The 17,907-nt window shown below is 74.5% G+C and carries 14 protein-coding genes; 4 read left to right on the top strand and 10 right to left on the bottom strand.

Going from position 1 to position 17,907, the window contains the following annotated elements:
- Nucleotides 1-33: 33 nt before the first annotated feature.
- Nucleotides 34-501: an Lrp/AsnC family transcriptional regulator gene (locus tag ACFOWE_RS28120; protein ID WP_377293054.1), complete on the bottom strand. Its 468-nt coding sequence runs from the start codon at nucleotides 499-501 to the stop codon at nucleotides 34-36.
- Nucleotides 502-752: 251 nt separating this feature from the next.
- Here ACFOWE_RS28120 and ACFOWE_RS28115 point away from each other — a divergent pair, with 251 nt between their 5' ends.
- Nucleotides 753-1,232: a hypothetical protein gene (locus tag ACFOWE_RS28115; RefSeq protein WP_377293052.1), complete on the top strand. Its 480-nt coding sequence runs from the start codon at nucleotides 753-755 to the stop codon at nucleotides 1,230-1,232.
- A 134-nt stretch (nucleotides 1,233-1,366) separates the two neighbouring features.
- Here ACFOWE_RS28115 and ACFOWE_RS28110 read toward each other — a convergent pair whose 3' ends face one another.
- Nucleotides 1,367-2,512, bottom strand: coding sequence for an acyl-CoA dehydrogenase family protein (locus ACFOWE_RS28110; protein WP_377293050.1), 1,146 nt, complete (start codon nucleotides 2,510-2,512; stop codon nucleotides 1,367-1,369).
- 110 nt (nucleotides 2,513-2,622) lie between these two features.
- Entirely contained in the window at nucleotides 2,623-3,747 is a 1,125-nt protein-coding gene (locus ACFOWE_RS28105; protein WP_377293048.1) for a M24 family metallopeptidase, read from the bottom strand.
- 203 nt (nucleotides 3,748-3,950) lie between these two features.
- On the opposite strand from ACFOWE_RS28105, the gene ACFOWE_RS28100 reads away from it, so the two are divergent.
- Complete coding sequence (locus ACFOWE_RS28100) at nucleotides 3,951-4,904, top strand: 5'-3' exonuclease (RefSeq protein ID WP_377293046.1); 954 nt, start codon at nucleotides 3,951-3,953, stop codon at nucleotides 4,902-4,904.
- A gap of 31 nt (nucleotides 4,905-4,935) precedes the next feature.
- On the opposite strand, the gene ACFOWE_RS28095 is transcribed toward ACFOWE_RS28100, so the two are convergent.
- Together ACFOWE_RS28095 and ACFOWE_RS28090 are read right to left on the bottom strand one after the other, a co-directional pair.
- Entirely contained in the window at nucleotides 4,936-5,265 is a 330-nt protein-coding gene (locus ACFOWE_RS28095; RefSeq protein WP_377293044.1) for an STAS domain-containing protein, read from the bottom strand.
- Entirely contained in the window at nucleotides 5,262-9,428 is a 4,167-nt protein-coding gene (locus ACFOWE_RS28090) for a SpoIIE family protein phosphatase (RefSeq protein WP_377293042.1), read from the bottom strand. Before ACFOWE_RS28090 ends, ACFOWE_RS28095 begins: the two co-directional genes overlap by 4 nt.
- Before the next feature lie 338 nt (nucleotides 9,429-9,766).
- Between ACFOWE_RS28090 and ACFOWE_RS28085 the strand changes: the two genes are divergently transcribed.
- Together ACFOWE_RS28085 and ACFOWE_RS28080 are read left to right on the top strand one after the other, a co-directional pair.
- The gene (locus ACFOWE_RS28085) at nucleotides 9,767-10,126 is read left to right on the top strand and encodes an STAS domain-containing protein (protein ID WP_377293040.1); all 360 of its coding nucleotides are present in this window, start codon (nucleotides 9,767-9,769) and stop codon (nucleotides 10,124-10,126) included.
- A 458-nt stretch (nucleotides 10,127-10,584) separates the two neighbouring features.
- A complete protein-coding gene (locus ACFOWE_RS28080) occupies nucleotides 10,585-12,015 on the top strand; it encodes an RNB domain-containing ribonuclease (RefSeq protein ID WP_377293038.1) in 1,431 nt (476 codons plus the stop codon).
- Between the two features lie 24 nt (nucleotides 12,016-12,039).
- Here ACFOWE_RS28080 and ACFOWE_RS28075 read toward each other — a convergent pair whose 3' ends face one another.
- The 5 genes from ACFOWE_RS28075 to ACFOWE_RS28055 form a co-directional block, all read right to left on the bottom strand.
- Nucleotides 12,040-12,693, bottom strand: a complete 654-nt coding sequence (locus ACFOWE_RS28075) for an O-methyltransferase (protein ID WP_377293036.1) — start codon at nucleotides 12,691-12,693, stop codon at nucleotides 12,040-12,042.
- 259 nt (nucleotides 12,694-12,952) lie between these two features.
- A complete protein-coding gene (locus ACFOWE_RS28070) occupies nucleotides 12,953-13,120 on the bottom strand; it encodes a hypothetical protein (protein ID WP_377293034.1) in 168 nt (55 codons plus the stop codon).
- Between the two features lie 165 nt (nucleotides 13,121-13,285).
- Complete coding sequence (locus ACFOWE_RS28065) at nucleotides 13,286-16,012, bottom strand: DEAD/DEAH box helicase (RefSeq protein ID WP_377293032.1); 2,727 nt, start codon at nucleotides 16,010-16,012, stop codon at nucleotides 13,286-13,288.
- 10 nt (nucleotides 16,013-16,022) lie between these two features.
- Complete coding sequence (locus ACFOWE_RS28060; RefSeq protein WP_377293030.1) at nucleotides 16,023-16,682, bottom strand: GNAT family N-acetyltransferase; 660 nt, start codon at nucleotides 16,680-16,682, stop codon at nucleotides 16,023-16,025.
- 128 nt (nucleotides 16,683-16,810) lie between these two features.
- Entirely contained in the window at nucleotides 16,811-17,884 is a 1,074-nt protein-coding gene (locus ACFOWE_RS28055) for an alpha/beta hydrolase family protein (protein WP_377293028.1), read from the bottom strand.
- Nucleotides 17,885-17,907 lie beyond the last annotated feature (23 nt).

Raw genomic sequence — 17,907 nt, 5'->3', positions numbered from 1 at the left:
GGGGACACCGGGCGGACCCGGGCCCCGGCGGCCCTAGGCCGGCTCCTCGGAGGGCTTGTCGGCCAGCTCGGGGGCGCGGTGCTCGTACGGCGTGCTGAGCACGACCGTGGTCCGGGTCGAGACGTTGGCGGCGGTGCGGATCTGGTTGAGCAGCTCCTCCAGCGCGAGGGGGGAGGCCACCCGCACCTTGAGGATGTAGCTCTCGTCGCCCGCGACGCTGTGGCAGGCCTCGATGGCGCTCAGGTGGGCCAGCCGGTCGGGGGCGTCGTCGGCGGCGGCCGGGTCGATCGGCTTGATGGAGACGAACGCGGTGAGCGGCAGGCCCGCCGCGTCGTAGTCCAGCAGCGCCGCGTAGCCGCGCAGCACCCCGCGCTTCTCCAGCCGCCGCACCCGCTGGTGCACCGCCGACACCGACAACCCTGTCTCGCGGGCAAGGTCGGTGAAGCTCATCCGGCCGTCCTTGGCCAGCAACGTCACGATCCGGCGGTCGATCTCCTCCACCCGCCCAAGGTAGCGCGATCCCACCCGGACCGTGACCAACCTCCGGTCACGATCCGGACGCACCGTCCATTGTGCGAGACGACCAGGCGGCCGGGGTCGAGCCCCGGCGGGAGGTGCCGGATGTGCGAGATTCTTCCGGTTCGTCTTCCTTGTCCCAAGTTGCGCGATACGCCACACTTGCGGACTGATCACACGGTGACTCCGTCCGGGGTCCGCCGTGCCCGTGGAGGGACGACCGCAGGAGGATGACCATGAGGAGCCACAGGACCACGCGCCGCGGTGGAGTGTTCGCCGCCGTTCTGCTCGGCGCCACCACGCTCGCGGTGCTCGCGCCCGGGACGGCCCAGGCGACCCCCGCCCAGTGCGACGGCGACGGGATAGTCGGGCGGTTCCGCGCGGTGGAGAGTGGGGCGTCGTTCGACTACAAGGGCCGCCGGATCGAGCTGCAGAACGAGAGTCTGCTGGACCGCTTCAGCCGCGCCGAGATCAAGACGGGTTTCCGCTCCGGAGACCTGGTCTGGATCGACCGCAGCAGCAAGAAGATGAGCAAGCTCTCGCCCAAGTACTTCACCGACGACAACCACGTGCGCTCCTACGGCGGGGGCTGGAAGCAGTGCGGCCCCTTCGACGTCTTCAGGACCCAGTCGGTCTACAGCTGGCACTACGCCGTCCGCGCGTGCGCCCGCATCGAGGGCGTGTCCAAGTGCGGCAAGTGGGCCATCGACCAGTGAGCCGGCCGGGACCGGCCTCCGTCCGGAGCGCCCCGCGCCGCGGATGACCGGTGGACGCGGCGCCCGCCCGGCGGCCGTTCCCGGGCCCGTGTCCTCCCCGCCCGGTCCGGTCGGGGAGGACACGGACGGCCGCCCTACCCCCTGGCGACGGCGCGGCCGATCACCAGGCGCTGGACCTGGTTGGTGCCCTCGACGATCTGCAGGACCTTGGCCTCGCGCATGTACCGCTCGACGGGGAAGTCCTCCACGTAGCCGTAGCCGCCCAGGACCTGCACGGCGTCGGTGGTGACCTTCATGCACACGTCGGTCGCGAACAGCTTGGCCATCGCCGCCTGCGTGCCGTACGGCCGGCCCGCGTCGCGCGCCCGGGCCGCGTCGAGGTAGAGGGCGCGGGCGGCGGCGATATGGGTGGCCATGTCGGCCAGCATGAAGGACAGGCCCTGGAAGTCGATGACGCGCGCGCCGAACTGGCGGCGCTCCCGGGCGTAGGCGCTCGCGGCGTCGAAGGCCGCCTGGGCCACGCCGACGGCGCAGGCGGCGATGCCGAGGCGGCCGCCGTCCAGCGCGGCCATGGCGATGCGGAAGCCCTCCCCCTCGGCGCCGACCAGCGCCTCCGGCGCGAGCCGGGCCCGGTCGAAGCGGACCTGGGCGGTGGGCGAGGAGCGCATGCCCATCTTCTTCTCCGGCGCGCCGAACGAGACGCCGGGGGTGGAGGCCGGCACGTGGAAGCACGAGATGCCCCGGGCCCCGTCGGCGGACGTGCGGGCCATCAGGGTGTAGAAGTCCGCGGCCCCGCCGTGGGTGATCCAGGCCTTCACCCCGTCCACGGTGTAGCCGTCGCCGTCGGCCACCGCCTTGGTCGTCAGGGCCGCCGCGTCCGAGCCGGAGTGCGGCTCCGACAGGCAGTAGGCGCCCAGCAGCTCGCCGCCGAGCATGTCCGGCAGCAGCCGCTCGCGCTGCTCGGCGGTGCCGTAGGCGGCGACCGGGAAGCACGAGAGCGTGTGCACCGACAGGCCCAGCCCGACCGCCAGCCAGCCCGCGGCCAGCTCCTCGATCACCTGGAGGTACACCTCGTACGGCTGCGCGGCCCCGCCGTGCTCCTCGGGGTACGGCAGGCCCAGCAGCCCGGCGCGGCCGAGCGTGGTGAACACCTCGCGGGGGAACCGCCCGGCGGACTCGTCGGCCGCGGCCCGGGGCGCGACCTCCTTGCCGGCCAGGTCGCGGACGAGGTCCAGCAGGTCGTGGGCGTCAGGGCTGGGAAGGACGCGCTCGACGGGCATCTCTGCACACTCCAGATCGTGGGCGTGAAACAGGAACGGAAAGGGGCCGGGGTGACCGGCCACCCCGATTGTGGCATCCGGCGCGGCGCACCCCGGCCCGCGCTCCCCGCCTACACGATCGCCAGTTCGCGGGGGCTGTGGTTGACCCGCGCGCCGCCGTCCTCGGTGCAGATCACGATGTCCTCGATCCGGGCGCCGTGTGCGCCGGGCAGGTAGACGCCCGGCTCGACGGAGAAGGCGAAGCCCGGCGCGAGCGGCTCGGCGTTGCCCGCGACGATGTAGGGCTCCTCGTGGGTCTCCAGGCCGATGCCGTGGCCGGTGCGGTGGATGAAGTACTCGCCGTAGCCCTCCGCGGTGATCACCTCGCGGGCGGCCGCGTCCACCTCCTCGCAGCGCACGCCGGGCCGTACGGCGGCGCAGGCCGCCTCCTGGGCGCGCTGGAGCACGTCGTAGTAGCGCAGGAAGTCGGCCGGGGGCCGGCCCACCGAGTAGACCCGGGTGGAGTCGGAGCAGTAGCCGCTGGGCATCTGCCCGCCGATGTCGACCACGACGGGCTCGCCGGCCTGGATGACCCGGTCGGACAGCTCGTGGTGCGGGCTGGCGCCGTTGGGCCCGGAGCCGACGATGACGAAGTCGACGGTCTCGTGCCCGGCGGCGATGATCGCGTCGGCGATGTCCCGGCCCACCTCGCGCTCGGTCCGCCCCGGCTTGAGGAAGCCGGGCACCTGCGCGTGGACCGCGTCGATCGCGGCCCCGGCCTCGCGCAACGCCGCGACCTCGGCCGGGCTCTTGCGCATGCGCAGGCCCCGCAGCACGCTCCCGGCGAGCACCTGCTCGGCCGCGCCGAGCGCCTCACGGAAGCGCAGCGACTGCATCGCCCACATGCGGTCGGCCAGGCCCACCCGGGAGACCCTGCCCAGGCGGGCGGCGACGACCGCGTAGGGGTCGTCGGTCTCGTCCCAGGGCACGAACTCGATGCCGAGCCGCGAGGCCGGGGAGTGCTCGGCCGCGGGCAGCTCCAGGCGCGGCACCACCAGGAAGGCGTCGCCCTCGGCGGGCAGCACCAGGCAGGTGAGCCGCTCCAGCGGGAGCGCCTGGTAGCCGGTCACGTACCGCAGGTCCGGGCCCGGCGTGAGCAGCAGGGCGTCGAGCCCGGCGGAGGCGGTCGCTCCCTGGGCGGCGGCCAGGCGGGAGACGGGGTACAGGTCGGAAAGGTCGTAGGACTCCTTTGTCACACCGCCCAATCTACGGGTCCTCTCCCCCCGGGGTTCCACGGCCCTTCCCGGCGGCCGCGGCCCGCGTCCCGCCCTCCGGGACCCGGACGCCCCGGCGCCCCCGGCCCTCCTCGCGGGCGGCGCCGCCGCGCACCGCCGGCGTCCCCGGGCCCGGTCCTCCGACCGGATACCGCCCGGCGCTCCCGGCTGGTTGGATGGGGCCCATGCCCGGCCTCATGCTTCTCGACACGCCGTCCCTCTACTACCGCGCCTTCTACGGGGTGCCGGAGTCGGTGACCGCCCCGGACGGCATGCCCGTCAACGCGGTCCGCGGCCTCCTCGACATGATCGCCACACTGGTCCGGGAGCACTCCCCCACCGCCCTGGCCGCCTGCATGGACGCCGACTGGCGGCCCGCCTTCCGGGTGGCGGCCATCCCGTCCTACAAGACCCACCGCCTGGCCCCCGGCGGCGGCGAGGAGACCCCCGAGACGCTCGTCCCGCAGCTCCCCGTGATCGACCGGGTGCTCGACGCGGCCGGCATCGCCCGGTTCGGCGCGCCGGGCTACGAGGCCGACGACGTCATCGGCACGCTGACCGCCCGCGCCGCGGGCCCGGTGGACGTCGTCACCGGCGACCGCGACCTGTTCCAGCTCGTGGACGACGATCACCCGGTCCGCGTCCTTTACACAGTAAGGGGAATCAAGAACATCGAGCCGGTCGACGAGGCCGCCGTCACCGCCCGGTACGGCATCCCCGGCCGTGCCTACGCCGACTTCGCCGTGCTGCGCGGCGACCCCAGCGACGGGCTGCCGGGCGTGCCCGGGGTCGGTGACAAGACCGCGGCGGCGCTGGTCACCCGCTTCGGCTCGCTCACCGCGCTGCTCGACGCCCTCGACGGCGGTCCCGGAGCCGATACGGGGGCCGGTGACGGCCCGGCCGCTCCCCCGGCCGCGTCCTTGACCAAGGCCCAGCGCGCCCGTCTGACCGCCGCCCGCGCCTACCTGGACGTCGCCCCGGCGGTGGTCCGGGTGGCCTCCGACGCGCCGGTCCCCGAGGCGGACCTGCGCCTGCCCGCCAGGCCCCGCGACCCGCAGGCCCTGGCGGACCTCGGCGCCCGGTACGGCCTGACCGGCCCGCTCAAGCGCCTGGCCGCCGCCCTGGACTGGCCCGCCTGACCTCCGCGGCCGGGCCCGCGGCGCCGTCCGGTCACGGCTCGTCCTTCCCTCCGCTCCCCCCGTCGGCTGCGACCCCCTCGACGGCGGTGACCTCGCCGAGCCCGGAGATCTCCAGGACGGGAGCGAGCAGCGGGCTGGCGACCAGCCGGATGCGGGACGCGTGGGCGAACAGGACGGTCAGCCCGGCGCTGTCGAGATAGTCCACCGCGCTCAGGTCGACGACCAGCGGACCGCCGCCGGCCGACCGCGTCAGGGCGGCGTCCAGGGTGCCCGCGTTGCTCATGTCGATCTCACCGGTGACCGCGAGGACCGGAGTGCCGTCGGGCCGCTCCGAGGCGACCAGGGTCAGAGGGGTGGTCATCGGTTGATCCTCGCATGCATGTCGACGGTGGTCCCGGCGGCTCCGGGTTCGATGGTGACCTGGTGCATCAGGGCGCGCATCAGCGCCACGCCCCGGCCGCGGTGCGGGTTGGCCTCGGGCCGCGGCGGCTTCCACCTGCCGGTGTCGGCGACGGTCAGGTGCAGCTCGTCGGCGGTGGCGACCGCCCGCAGGCGGATCGGGTGGCCGGGGGCGTGCCGGTGGCCGTGCTCGATCGCGTTGGCGCAGGCCTCCCCGGCCGCGACCAGGACGTTCTGGATCATCCGGGGGGTGAGCCCGCAGCGGCTCAGCCAGTCGCGCAGCGCCGTGCGCACCGGGGCCAGCTGGGCCGACTCGGCGGGGAAGGCCACCTCCAGCGGCGCGGGCTGGCGGTACAGCAGCAGGGCGACGTCGTCGCTGAAGCCGCCGTCCGGAGCCAGCCGGGTCATGACGTGGGTGGCCAGGTCCTCGATGGGCGCGGCGCCGCCGTCCTGGACGGCGGCGCTGGCCTGGTCGATGCCCGCGGTCAGCGGGCGACGGCGCCGCTCGACCAGCCCGTCGGTGTACAGCAGCAGGGTGGAGCGGGCCGGCATGGTGCAGGCGGCCTCGGGCCGGGGGTGGCCGGGACGTACCGCCAGCGGGGTGGAGCGGCCGCCTTCCAGCAGCCGGGTGGTGCCGTCCGCATGGGCCAGGATCCCGGGCGGGTGGCCGGCGCTGGAGTAGACCAGGTGACCGGTGGCGGTGTCCAGGACGCCGCAGAAGACCGTCGTGCACTTGGCGCCCGGGACGAGGGCGGCGAACCGGTCGAGAGCGGCCAGCACCCGGGAGGGGCCGGCCTCCTGCAGCAGCAGGGCGCGGCAGGCGCTGCGCAGCTGCCCCATGACGGCCGCGGCCTCCAGTCCCCGTCCCACGCAGTCGCCGACCACGATCCCGACGCGCTCGTCCGTCAGCGGCACGATGTCGTACCAGTCGCCGCCGACCTCCAGGGGGCGGGTGGCCGGCTCGTAGCGGACGGCGAACCCGTCGGGCAGCCGGGAGGGGCCGAGGATGGCGCGCTGGAGGGCCACGGCGGCCTCGCGCTGCTGGTCGAGCTGGTGGACCCGGTGCAGTCCCTGGCCGAGGTGACCTGCCAGCAGCGCCAGCAGGGTCTGGTCCTCGGCGGTGAAGGGCCGGTTCTGGCCCAGGTCGACCCAGACGGCCAGCGGCCCTTCGGGATGCTCCAGGGTGATGCCGGCTCCGTCCGCCCGGTCCGCGACCGGGCGGAGCGGCGGGTGGTCCCGGAGCGCCGTGAGCTTCTCGCGCAACCCGTCCGGCAGGTCCTGCCGGCCGCTCCCGGAGGGCGTGCGGACGAGCACGGGCGGGCCCGACGGATCCTCGCCGTTCCAGACGGCGGCCAGGACCTGCCGGGCGTGCCAGACCTCCCGCAGCGCCTCCAGCGCTCCGCGCAGGGCGTCGGTCAGGTCGTCCGCCCGGGAGATGCGCATGCTCAGCGCGGCCAGCGCGCTCTCGCGCTGCACGAGGTAGTGCTCGGCGGTGACGTCGCGCAGGGTGCCCACGACCCGGCGCCGGCCGGTGCCGGGGTCGGGGACGTCGTTGAAGGTGACCGCCACCCAGACCTGGTGCCCGTCGCGGTGGGTGACGGGGATCACGCAGCTGCCCCTGCCCTCGCTGACCAGCTGGGAGAAGGCCGCGGCGACCATCGCGTGGGCCTGCGGGTCGTCGGCCTCGTCCGGCCACCAGGGGTGCATCGGGGTGTACGGCAGGCCCTCGGGGCCGTAGCCGAGGGTGTCGGTGAACGCCGAATTGATCTCCACGACGGCGCCGCTGTCGTCGGTGACGAAGAACGCCTCCTGCAACGACTCGATCATCGCCGTCCGCCACCGGGTGTGGTGGTTGCGCATCCGCGCCAGCTCGACGTTGGCCCGCACCCTCGCCAGCAGCTCGGCGGCGGAGAACGGCTTGACCAGGTAGTCGTCGGCGCCCGCCTCCAGTCCTTCGATGGACGCCTCCTGGCCCGCACGGGCCGACAGCAGCAGCACCGGGACGCTCGCGGTGCGCGGGTCGGCGCGCAGCGCGGCCACCAGCCGCAGGCCGTCCAGGTGCGGCATCATCACGTCGCTGACGAGGAGGTCCGGCGGGTCGGCGCGCACCGCCTCCAGCGCGGCCCGGCCGTCGTTCACCACGGTGACCCGGTAGGACTGCCGCAGCAGGCGCGCCAGGTAGTCGCGCATGTCGGCGTTGTCGTCGGCGACCAGCACCCGGGCCGGCGCGCCGTCGCCCGGCGCCGGCGAATGCGTGCCGGCGGAGAGGCCGGGGGCGGCCGTGCCGTTCCCGGGAAGCCAGCGCAGGGCTTCCTCGACGAACGGGTCGGCGGTGGCCGGGACCGCCTCCGCCGCTCCGGCCGGGACCAGGCTGTCGGCCGGCAGGTGCGCGGAGCCGAAGGGCAGCCGGATGGTGAAGGTCGTGCCCTCGCCCTCGGTGCTGTCGGCGGTGATGGTGCCGCCGTGCAGGCCGACCAGCTCCCGCACCAGCGCCAGCCCGATGCCGCTGCCCTCGTTCGAGCGCGACCGGGCGCTCTCGATGCGGTGGAAGCGCTCGAACAGGCGCGGCAGCTCGCCGGAGGGGACGCCGACACCGGTGTCGGCGACCGTGAAGACGGCGTGTCCGTCCTCACCGCGCAGCCGGACGCCGATGGAGCCGTCGAAGGTGAACTTCAGGGCGTTGCTCAGCAGGTTGAGCACCACCTTCTCCCACATGCCCCGGTCGATGTGCACCGGTTCGGCCAGCGGCGGGCAGTCCACCTCGAAGGCGAGCCCGGCCTTGTCGACCGCGGAGCGGAAGACGCTGGCCAGCTCGGCGGTCACGGCCGCCAGGTCCACCGGCTCGTAGCGGGCCTGCATGCGGCCGGCCTCGATGCGGGAGAAGTCGAGCAGGGTGTTGACCAGCTTGCCCAGGCGCAGGCCGTTGCGGTGGATCACCTCCAGGTCCTCGCGCACCTGCGCGTCGGCTTCCCGCAGGCGGCCGCGCAGTTCCCGCACCGGTCCCATGATCAGTGTCAGGGGGGTGCGGAACTCGTGGCTGATGTTGGAGAAGAAGACGGTCTTGGCCCGGTCCAGCTCCGCCAGTTCCTCGGCCCGCCGCTGCTGGGCCTGGTAGCTGCGGGCGCTCGCGATCCCCGCCGCGACGTGTCCCGCGGCCAGCTCGACGAAGCCCCGGTAATCGTCGTCCAGGGGCCGGTACCGGTTGAGCGCGGCCACCAGGAACCCGTACGGCGCGCCGCCCTGCTGCAGCAGCGGCACCACCAGCGCCTGCGCGGGCGGCTCCGGCCGGTGTCCGGACGGCAGGCCGGTGAACGGGGCGCCGTCGAGTGCCACGAGCGCCGGCTCCCCCCGGGCCGGCGTCGCCGCGGGCCACACCCCGTCCGGATCGCCGAGCGGCAGTTCGGCGGGGGCGGCCGGATGCCCGGCGGAGATCCCGCTCGTCCCGGCCAGCCGCGCGCGGCCGTCGTCGAACAGGTAGGTCAGCGTGAACGGGAGGTCGTGCCGGTTGCGGCCGAGCTGCCGGCAGGCGAAGGCCAGCGTCTCCTGCTCGGTGCGGACCACGCTGGGGTCGGAGCCGAGGTCCCGCAGCGTCGCCATCCGCCGCTCGCCGATGACCCGCTCGGTCTCCTCGCTGACGACGCACAGCATGCCGACCACCGCGCCGGCGTCGTCCCGGAGGGGGCTGTAGGAGAACGTGTGGTAGGTCTCCTCCGGGTACCCGGCCCGCTCCAGGAAGAGCAGCAGCGCCTCGTCCCAGGTGGCCTTCCCCGTGGCCAGCACCGCCTCGATGCGCGGGCCGATGTCGTCCCAGATCTCCGCCCACACCTCGCCGGCCGGCCGGCCCAGGGCCCACGGGTACTTCCGCCCCAGGGTGTCGCGGCGGTAGGCGGCGTTGCAGAAGAACGTCAGCTGCGGCCCCCACGCCATCCACATGGAGAACCGGGACGACAGCAGGATGCTCACCGCCGTCCGCAGGCTCTGCGGCCATCCGTCCGGCGGCCCGAGCGGGGTCGCCGACCAGTCCACCATGGCCAGGTCCCGGCCGACCTCGTCGTCGTCGGCGGTGAAGACCCCGTCCCCGGCCGCCGTCGCCGGCCCGTGCTCAGCGCCGCCGCGGTGCGTCATCCGGCATCCTTCCGTTGCGCCGACCCGCTGTCGCCAGGGGACGGCGGGCCCACCGATCGGCCGTCCCCGCGAGACCTCGGCGGCGCCGTCCCCGCCCGTACCGCTCGTCGCCCCGCCCGCCTCCGTGACGGCTCCCCGCATGAGCCCGGGCGGCGGCTCCACCGGCCCGGTCCGGCGGGTGCGTAAGGATCAGTTCAGCGATTACGTAGGATAGGGCAATCCGTTGCGGGGCCCTTCATCCGCCCCGTACGCCATGAGGAGCCGGACGGGGAGGAGACCGACGTCATCCGTCCCTGTCCGTCCCTGCCCGCTCGACGGCCGCCCCCCTCTCAGGAGCCATGGTGCAGCATGACCACGGTCTGACCGTCACCCTCCGGTCGCATTCGGCGCGCGTCCACGTCCTGGTCGTGGCCGGCGATCTGGACCACCACACCGGCCCCCGCCTGCGTGCGGCTCTGGACGAGCTCACGCTCGCCCCCCGCGACGGGCTGGTGGTCGACCTGTCGGGGCTGACGTTCTGCGACTCCACCGGCATCTCCCTCCTGGTCGCCGCGCACCGGCGCGCGCAGGACGCCGGCGCCGCGCTGGCCCTGGCCGGTCTCGACCCCGACATCGCCCACGTCTTCAAGATCATGGGCCTGGACCGGTTGTTCTCCTCGTACGAGAGCACGGAGAAGGCCGCGGCCGCTCTGGAGTGAGCCCCGCGCGTGCCGCGCGTGCGCCGGGGCCGGCCGCCCGGCCCGCGCGAAGCCGTACCCGCCGAGCCCGGACTCGGCGCGGTGGCGGTCCGCGTCGGAGCGGCGGGCCTCCTCCTGCCCGGCGATCGCGTCGGGCGTGTGGCGCACGTTCAGGTGCTCGTCGCCGTCGGCCGACCGCGGGTCCTCGGTCACCGTCTCGGCGAAGTCCTCGTCGTCCAGCCCGTCGTGGCGTCCCTCCGCCGGGCGGTCGCGGAGGATCTCCGCGATTTCCCCGGCCGTCTCGGGGAAGACGTAGTACTCCAGTGGCTGGGCGCGGAGTGTCTCGACCTGAGGGGGTCGATCAACATTGATCATGGCATGCGGCCTTGTGCCGTCCCCGGCGCCGGCGACCAGCCGGACACCGGCAGTACGGGGTGTCCGGCCCGGCGGCGGCGGCGCGGGGCAGTAGGTTGAGCGCCGTGCCGTACAGGAGCATCCGGGTGCCCGGCGGGTGCCATCCACGCGTCGAGGACGGGTTCGCACGGATCCGGCGGGAGCTGGGCCTGCCGGAGGAGTTCCCCCGCGCCGTGGCCGACGAGGCCGAGTGGGTCGCCCAGGTGCCCCGGCTGCCCGTGCTCGACCGCACGGACCTGCCGCTCGTCACCGTCGACCCTCCCGGCTCCATGGACCTGGACCAGGCGCTGCACCTTCAGGAACGGCCCGGCGGCTACCGCGTCTGGTACGCCATCGCCGACGTGGGCGCCTTCGTACGGCCCGGCGGGAAGATCGACGCCGAGGCCAGGCTCCGGGGGGAGACCGTCTACCTGCCCGACGGGCGGATCCCGCTCCACCCGCCGGTGCTGTCGGAGGGCGCGGCGAGCCTGCTGCCCGGCGTGGTCCGCCCGGCCGCGCTCTGGTGCGTGGACCTGGACTCCGACGGCCTGATCGTGGGCGCCGACGTGGTGCGGGCACGGGTGCGCAGCCGCGAGCGGCTCGACTACGACTACGTGCAGGCCGCGGTGGAGACCGGCACCGCCGAGGGCCCGCTCCGGCTGCTGGCCGAGATCGGCGCCCTCCGCACGGCGCTGGAGCGGGCCCGGGGCGGTGTCACGCTGCCCGTCCCCGACCAGGAGGTGGTCGGCGACGGGGACGGCGGTTACCGGGTGGAACTGCGCGCCCCGCTGCCGGCCGAGGAGTGGAACGCGCAGATCTCGCTGCTGGTCGGCATGGCCGCCGCCACGATGATGCTGGACGCCGAGATCGGCCTGCTGCGGGTGCTGCCGCCCGCCCCCGACCGGGTGACCGACCGGGTGCGGCGGACGGCCGCCGCCCTGGGCGTGCCGTGGCCCGACGACGCCTCCTACGGCGACGTCGTGCACTCCCTCGACCCGAAGGTCCCCGCGCACGCCGCGTTCCTGGCGGAGTCGACCGTGCTGCTGCGCGGGGCCGGCTACGTGGCGTTCAACGGCGCGCCCCCGCTCCAGGCCGACCACGCCGCGGTGGCGGCGCCGTACGCCCACGTGACCGCTCCCCTGCGCCGTCTCGCCGACCGCTACGCCACCGAGGTCTGCCTGGCGGTGGCGGCGGGCGAGCCCGTGCCCGAGGAGGTCCTGCGGGCCCTGGACGAGCTGCCGGACCTCATGCGGGCCTCCGGGCGGCGCGCCGGCGCGGCCCGCAGGGCGTGCGTGGACCTGGTGGAGGCGTTCGTGCTGCGCGAGCGGGTGGGGCGGACCTTCGACGCCGTGGTGGTCGACGCGGACGAGGACGGCTCGGGGGGCGAGGTGCAGCTCACCGACCCCCCGGTGGTCGCCCGCTGCGACGGCGACCACCTCCCGCTGGGCGAGGCGGTGCGCGTACGGCTGACCCGCGCCGACCCCGTCACCCGGGAGGTCCGCTTCGCCCTGGCCTGACGGCCGTCCGGAGCGCGGCGCCGGTCAGTGCTTCCGGATCATGGTCAGGCCGCCGCCCACGGCGAGCATGATGACGCCCACCCGGTCGTCGGCGGCGACCGACTCGTTGAACTCGTCCATCGCCCGAGTGGCCTCGTCACGCCCGGCCGGCCGGGCGATCCTGCCGTCCCGAAGCGTGCCGGCGACCAGCATCAGCCCGCCCGAGGCCAGGTGCGGCAGGAGGATCGTGTAGAACAGGTCGCAGTCGGCGGCGTCGGCGTTGACGAAGGCGACGTCGACGGCCGGCACGAACGGCAGGTCGGGCAGCCGCTCGGCGATCGGGCCGATCCGCAGCACGATGCGGCCCGCGACACCCGCCTGCTCCCAGTACGGCTGGGCGAGCGTGGCCGGCTCCCGGCTGTCGGCGAAGCAGGTCAGCCTGCCCCGCGCCGACAGGCCCCGGGCCAGGCAGAGGGTGGAGTAGCCGGTGAGCGGGCTCACCTCGACGGCGGTGCGCGCCCGGGCCGCCTGGGTGATCATCGTGAGGAACCGGCCCTGGTCGGCGGAGATCTGCAGGCCCGCCGGGATCCCGGGCGTCTCGCGGGCCCGCGCGGCCAGGGCCTCGAGCAGGTCGTCCGGCTCGCTGCTGTGCGCCCGCATGTACTGGCCGACGGCCGGGTCGAGGTAGGGCACGCTCATGAGTTCATTGTCGTGCCCCGGGCACGGGCCGCTCCGCCGCCCCTCCCCCGAACGGTGAGGCCGCGCCCTGGGGCGGGGGCGCGGCCTCGGGCCGCGGGAGCGGCGCTGCGGCCGCCGGAGGCGTCCGGCACCCGGGCTCCTCCGGCGGAAGGGATCCCGCACGCGGGCTCCCGCACGCCGGTCCCTCAGGGGTTTCTTCCCGGTTTCTCGTCGTCGAGGGCCGGCCCGGAGCGCGTTCCCCGGGGAACGCGCCGGGCGGTCACCTCTTCAGGCTCCAGCCCGCACCGACGCCCATCAGGTGGAGCGCGACGCAGAGGAGCCCGGCGAGGGCGAGCGTGGTGACGGTGACGACACTGCCGACGGCCACGCCGGCGATCTCGAAGATCAGGGCGAGCACGAACAGCAGTGCGGCGGCGAGGGCGAACATCCCTACCTCCCTGGGGGGCGGGCCGACAGGTTGTGAAATGGGGATTTCCATCCGGAACATCCCGGAAACAAGCGCAGGAGTTACGTTCCGCGTACCCGCCGTCACAAGGTATTGACCGGGCGGTCAGCCAGCCGGCGTGGAGCGGGCGGACCCCGGGGCCGGGGGTCAGCCGACCGAGGAGTAGGCCACCACCCCGCGCCGGAGCGCGTCCATCGCCTTGCCCGCGGTCTTCCTGAGCGTGCCGTCCCGGGGCGCCGCGTCGGCGATCTGGCCGAGCAGGTCGAGCAGCTGCTTGGTCCAGCGTACGAAGTCGCCGGCGGCCAGCTCCGAGCCGTTGATCCCGTCACCCAGCACGGCGTCCAGGGTGTGCCCCTTGGCCCAGCGGAAGGCCGCCCACGCGAAGCCGAAGTCGGGCTCCCGGATGAACGAGAGCCCGTGGTCGCTCTCGATCGCCTCCAGGTCCCCCCAGAGCCGGACCATCTCCGCCATCGCCTGCTGCGCGGCGCCCGCGGGGATGCGCGGCTGGCGGGCCTCCTCGCCCTGCCGGGACTCGAACACCAGCGACGAGACGCAGGCGGCCAGCTCCGCCGGGTCGAGGCCGTCCCAGAGTCCGGCGCGCAGGCACTCGGCGGTGAGCAGGTCCAGCTCGGTGTAGAGCTGCGCCAGGCGGCGCCCGGTGGCGGTGACGTCGTCGCCGTCGAGGTAGCCGAGCCGGTCGAGCACCCCGCAGACCCGGTCGAAGGTGCGGGCGATGACGTGCGAGCGGCCCTCGACCCGGCGGCGCAGGCCCTCGGTCTCGCGCAGCAGCTTGTGGTAGCGCTCGGCCCAGCGGGCGTGGTCCTCCCGCTCGTCGCAGCCGTGACAGGGGTGCCGGCGCAGCTCCCGGCGCAGGCGCAGCACCTCCTCGTCCTCGACGGCGTGGTCGCGGGCCCGGTCGGGCTTGCCGAGGTCGCGGTCGCCGATCTTCGCGTGCATGGAGGAGACGAGGTTGGCGCGCTCCTTCGGGGAGCGGGCGTTGAAGTTCTTCGGGATGCGCAGGCGGTCGACCGGCTCCACCGGGACCGGGAAGTCCGCCGCGGAGAGCTTCTTGACCTGCTTGCCGATGGTCAGCACCAGCGGGGACGGGCCCTCGCCCCGGGAGTTCAGCCCCGGGTCCAGGACGACGGCCAGGCCGGCGCGGCGCCCGCCGGGCACGCGGATGATGTCGCCGGGACGCAGCGCCTCCAGCGAGCGGAGCGCCTGCAGCCTGCGGGCCGCGCCGCGCCGGCGCGACAGCTCGGCCTCGCGGTCCGACAGGGCGCGGCGCATCGCGGCGTACTCGGTGAAGTCGCCCAGGTGGCAGGTCATCGCCTTCTTGTAACCGGCCAGCGCCTCCTCGTGGCGGCGCAGCTGCTTGGCCAGGCCGACCACCGCCCGGTCGGCCTGGAACTGGGCGAACGACGACTCCAGCAGCGACCGGGCCCGCTCCCTGCCGACCTGGCCGACGAGGTTGACGGCCATGTTGTAGGAGGGGCGGAAGCTGGAGCGCAGCGGGTAGGTGCGGGTGCTGGCCAGGCCCGCGACGTGGATCGGGTCCGTGCCCGGCTGCCAGTGGACCACCGCGTGGCCCTCCACGTCGATGCCGCGCCGCCCGGCCCGCCCGGTGAGCTGGGTGTACTCGCCGGGGGTGAGGTCGGCGTGGGTCTCGCCGTTCCACTTGTCGAGCTTCTCGATCACCACGGACCGGGCGGGCATGTTGATGCCCAGGGCGAGGGTCTCGGTGGCGAACACCGCCTTGACCAGGCCCTTGGTGAACAGCTCCTCCACCACCTCCTTGAAGGTGGGGAGCATGCCCGCGTGGTGGGCGGCCAGGCCGCGCTCCAGGCTGTCGCGCCACTCCAGGTAGCCGAGCACCGCCAGGTCCTCGTCGGGCAGGTGCGCGGTGCGCTCGTCGACGATCTGCCGGATCTCGTGCCTCTCGGCGTCGGTGGTGAGCCGGAGCCCGGCGAACACGCACTGCTGGACGGCGGCGTCGCAGCCGGCCCGGGAGAAGATGAAGGTGATCGCGGGGAGCAGGCCCTCGGCGTCGAGCCGCTCGATGGCCTCGGCCCGGTTGGGCGGTCCCGGCCGGCGCGGGCGCGAGTAGCCCCGGCGGCCCCGGAACGCCTGGCGCTCCTCGTCGCGGGACAGGCGGATCAGGTCGGGGTTGACCAGCGGCCGCTCGCCGTTCTCGTCGGTGACGAACAGGTCGTAGATGCGGTGGCCGACGAGCATGTGCTGCCAGAGCGGGACCGGCCGGTGCTCGTCGACGATGACGGAGGTGTCGCCGCGCACCGTGCCCATCCACTCGCCGAACTCCTCGGCGTTGCTGACCGTGGCCGACAGGGCGACCAGCCGGACCGACTCGGGCAGGTGGATGATCACCTCTTCCCAGACGGCGCCGCGGAAGCGGTCGGCGAGGTAGTGCACCTCGTCCATGACGACGAAGCCCAGCCCCGCCAGGGTGCCGGAGCCGGCGTAGAGCATGTTGCGCAGCACCTCGGTCGTCATGATGACGATCGGGGCCTCGCCGTTGACGCTGTTGTCGCCGGTGAGCAGGCCGACCTTGGCGGCGCCGTACCGCTTGACGAGGTCGTTGTACTTCTGGTTGGACAGCGCCTTGATCGGGGTGGTGTAGAAGCACTTGCGGCCCTGGGCCAGGGCGAGGTGGACCGCGAACTCGCCCACGACCGTCTTGCCCGATCCGGTGGGGGCGGCCACAAGGACCCCGTCGCCGGCCTCCAGCGCGCGGCAGGCGTCGAGCTGGAACTCGTCCAGCTCGAAGTCGTACAGACCGCGGAACGAGGTCAGGGCAGGCCCGCTCTCGACCTGGCGCTGACGAAAGGCGGCGTAGCGTTCCGCTGGCGTCGTCATAATCTTCAGCCTACCGATAACGGCATTCCGGTCGGTCCCCGCTCCGGCCGCCCGGGGAGCGGCCCACGCCGCGGCGCATGGTGGTGACCGCGCCGAAGCCCAGCAGCCGCCGCAGGTACGGGGTGTGTTCGGTGGACAGCGCCACGAAGCCGTGCCGTTCGTAGAGCCGGCGGGCGCGGGGGTTGGTGTCGACGACGTCGAGCCGGATCTCCCGGCAGTCGTGAGCCGCCGCCACGCGGGCGATCTCGGTCAGGAGACGGCCGCCGACGCCCCGCCCGCGCCAGTCGGGGTCGACGGCGATGCCGTCCATCAGCAGCTGCCCGTCGGCGGGCCGGCGTTCGAGCAGGGAGAGCAGGGCCAGGCGGGGCAGCCCGCGCAGCACGCCGTAGGCGGCCAGCACGGCGGCCGCGTCGCCGCCGGTCAGGGCGCGCCCGGCCAGGTGGTAGCCGGCGACTCCGACCACCCTGCCGGCGTCGAGCGCCACGACCGCCCGGTCGCGGTGCAGGTGTGCGGCGAGGAAGGCCCTCCCCCGGTCGGGCGGGCCCAGGGCCGGCCCCAGTTTGCGGCCGAACGCCTCCCAGTACAGCTGCGCCACCCGGTCCTCGGCGCCGGCCGGCACCCCCCTGCGGATCACCGGCCCGGCGCCCGCCGCTTCGTCCACCGCTTCCACGCGTCCCTCCTCTGCTTCCTGTCCCGGTCGTCACGTTCGTTCCAGAGACGATCATTCGATGGCGGATGGGCGGGGGACGGTGACGGCGGGACCGGTCCCGCAGCCGCCCGCCCGCGGCCCTGCGGTGTTCACCGTTCCTCGTCCAGGCGTTCCACGTAGTCGCGAAGATCGTCCAGGTATCCCTCGGCGAACAGGGAACGGGGGGCGGCCACGGCGAGGACGAACGCCCTGAGCCCGGAGTCCTCGACGTCCTTGGGCACCATGGAGTGGGTGGCGTCCGGATAGCGCCGCACCTGGAGCCGGTCGGGCCGGGGCAGCAGCCTGCGGTAGGCCTCCTCCGTCTCGGCGACGTCGACGTTGAGGTCGTGCCCGCCCAGCATCAGCAGGACCGGGACCCGCACCCCGGCCAGGTCCTCGGAGGCGTCGGAGGTGTAGTTGGCCAGGACGAACCGCCAGCGGTCGGGCGTCATGCCGTCCACCTCGCCGACCGCGGCCCGGTACCGCTCGAAGGTGGAGCCCCTGCGCAGGTGTTCCCGCGTCGCCTCGCTGCGGGCCACCGCGGCCTCGGTCTCCTCCGGTGAGGCGTCGCGCTCCCTCAGCTCGGCGAGCAGGTTGTAGCGCCCCTGCCGGAGCCAGTTGACCGCCGGGGAGACGGCGATGACGAACCGCAGCCCGGGCGTGCGCGCGGCGACCTTGGGCAGCACCCAGCCGGCCTGGCTGGCGCCCCACAACCCGACCCGCTCCGGGTCGATGCCGGGCCGGGTCCTGGCCCAGGCGATGGCGGCCGCGGTCTCCCGCGCCCGGTCCTCCATGCTCTGGCGCAGCCAGTCGCCCGGAGCGCCGCCCACCCCCGGCTTGTTCCACGACAGGGAGGCGTAACCGGCGCGGGCAAGGGCCTCCCAGGCCGGGCGGTAGAAGGTGTCGTGCGTGGCGTCGACGGGACCGTCCCCGTGGACGAAGACCACCAGCCCGTACGGTCCCCTGCCCCCCGTCGGCCAGGCGAGCACTCCCTTCAGCGGCTGCGCGCCGCCGGTGATGGTCACCTGCTCCTCCCGGATGTCATAGGTGTGCTGGTAGGCCACCCAGCCTCCGCAGGCCAGGAGCAGCGCCACGACGAGCGCCAGGGACTGCAGCAGGCGGCGCGGCCGTCGGCGGCTCCGCCCGGTGACGGCCGGGGCGGACGGGGAGGGTCCAGGGTTCACTACTGTCTCCATAGGCACGGATC

The organism is Planomonospora corallina (assembly GCF_042650625.1).
GTDB classification, from domain to species: domain Bacteria; phylum Actinomycetota; class Actinomycetes; order Streptosporangiales; family Streptosporangiaceae; genus Planomonospora_B; species Planomonospora_B corallina.
The sequence above is the reverse complement of the archived record's forward strand: the minus strand, read 5'-3'. Positions and strand labels throughout refer to the sequence as shown.

What these genes read in the sequence shown, in the direction of transcription:
- ACFOWE_RS28115 (WP_377293052.1), top strand. Translation starts at nt 753, where the DNA reads ATGAGGAGCCACAGGACCACGCGCCGCGGTGGAGTGTTCGCCGCCGTT.
- ACFOWE_RS28110 (WP_377293050.1), bottom strand. Translation starts at nt 2,512, where the DNA reads ATGCCCGTCGAGCGCGTCCTTCCCAGCCCTGACGCCCACGACCTGCTG.
- ACFOWE_RS28100 (WP_377293046.1), top strand. Translation starts at nt 3,951, where the DNA reads ATGCCCGGCCTCATGCTTCTCGACACGCCGTCCCTCTACTACCGCGCC.
- ACFOWE_RS28095 (WP_377293044.1), bottom strand. Translation starts at nt 5,265, where the DNA reads ATGACCACCCCTCTGACCCTGGTCGCCTCGGAGCGGCCCGACGGCACT.
- ACFOWE_RS28090 (WP_377293042.1), bottom strand. Translation starts at nt 9,428, where the DNA reads ATGACGCACCGCGGCGGCGCTGAGCACGGGCCGGCGACGGCGGCCGGG.
- ACFOWE_RS28085 (WP_377293040.1), top strand. Translation starts at nt 9,767, where the DNA reads ATGGTGCAGCATGACCACGGTCTGACCGTCACCCTCCGGTCGCATTCG.
- ACFOWE_RS28075 (WP_377293036.1), bottom strand. Translation starts at nt 12,693, where the DNA reads ATGAGCGTGCCCTACCTCGACCCGGCCGTCGGCCAGTACATGCGGGCG.
- ACFOWE_RS28070 (WP_377293034.1), bottom strand. Translation starts at nt 13,120, where the DNA reads ATGTTCGCCCTCGCCGCCGCACTGCTGTTCGTGCTCGCCCTGATCTTC.
- ACFOWE_RS28065 (WP_377293032.1), bottom strand. Translation starts at nt 16,012, where the DNA reads ATGACGACGCCAGCGGAACGCTACGCCGCCTTTCGTCAGCGCCAGGTC.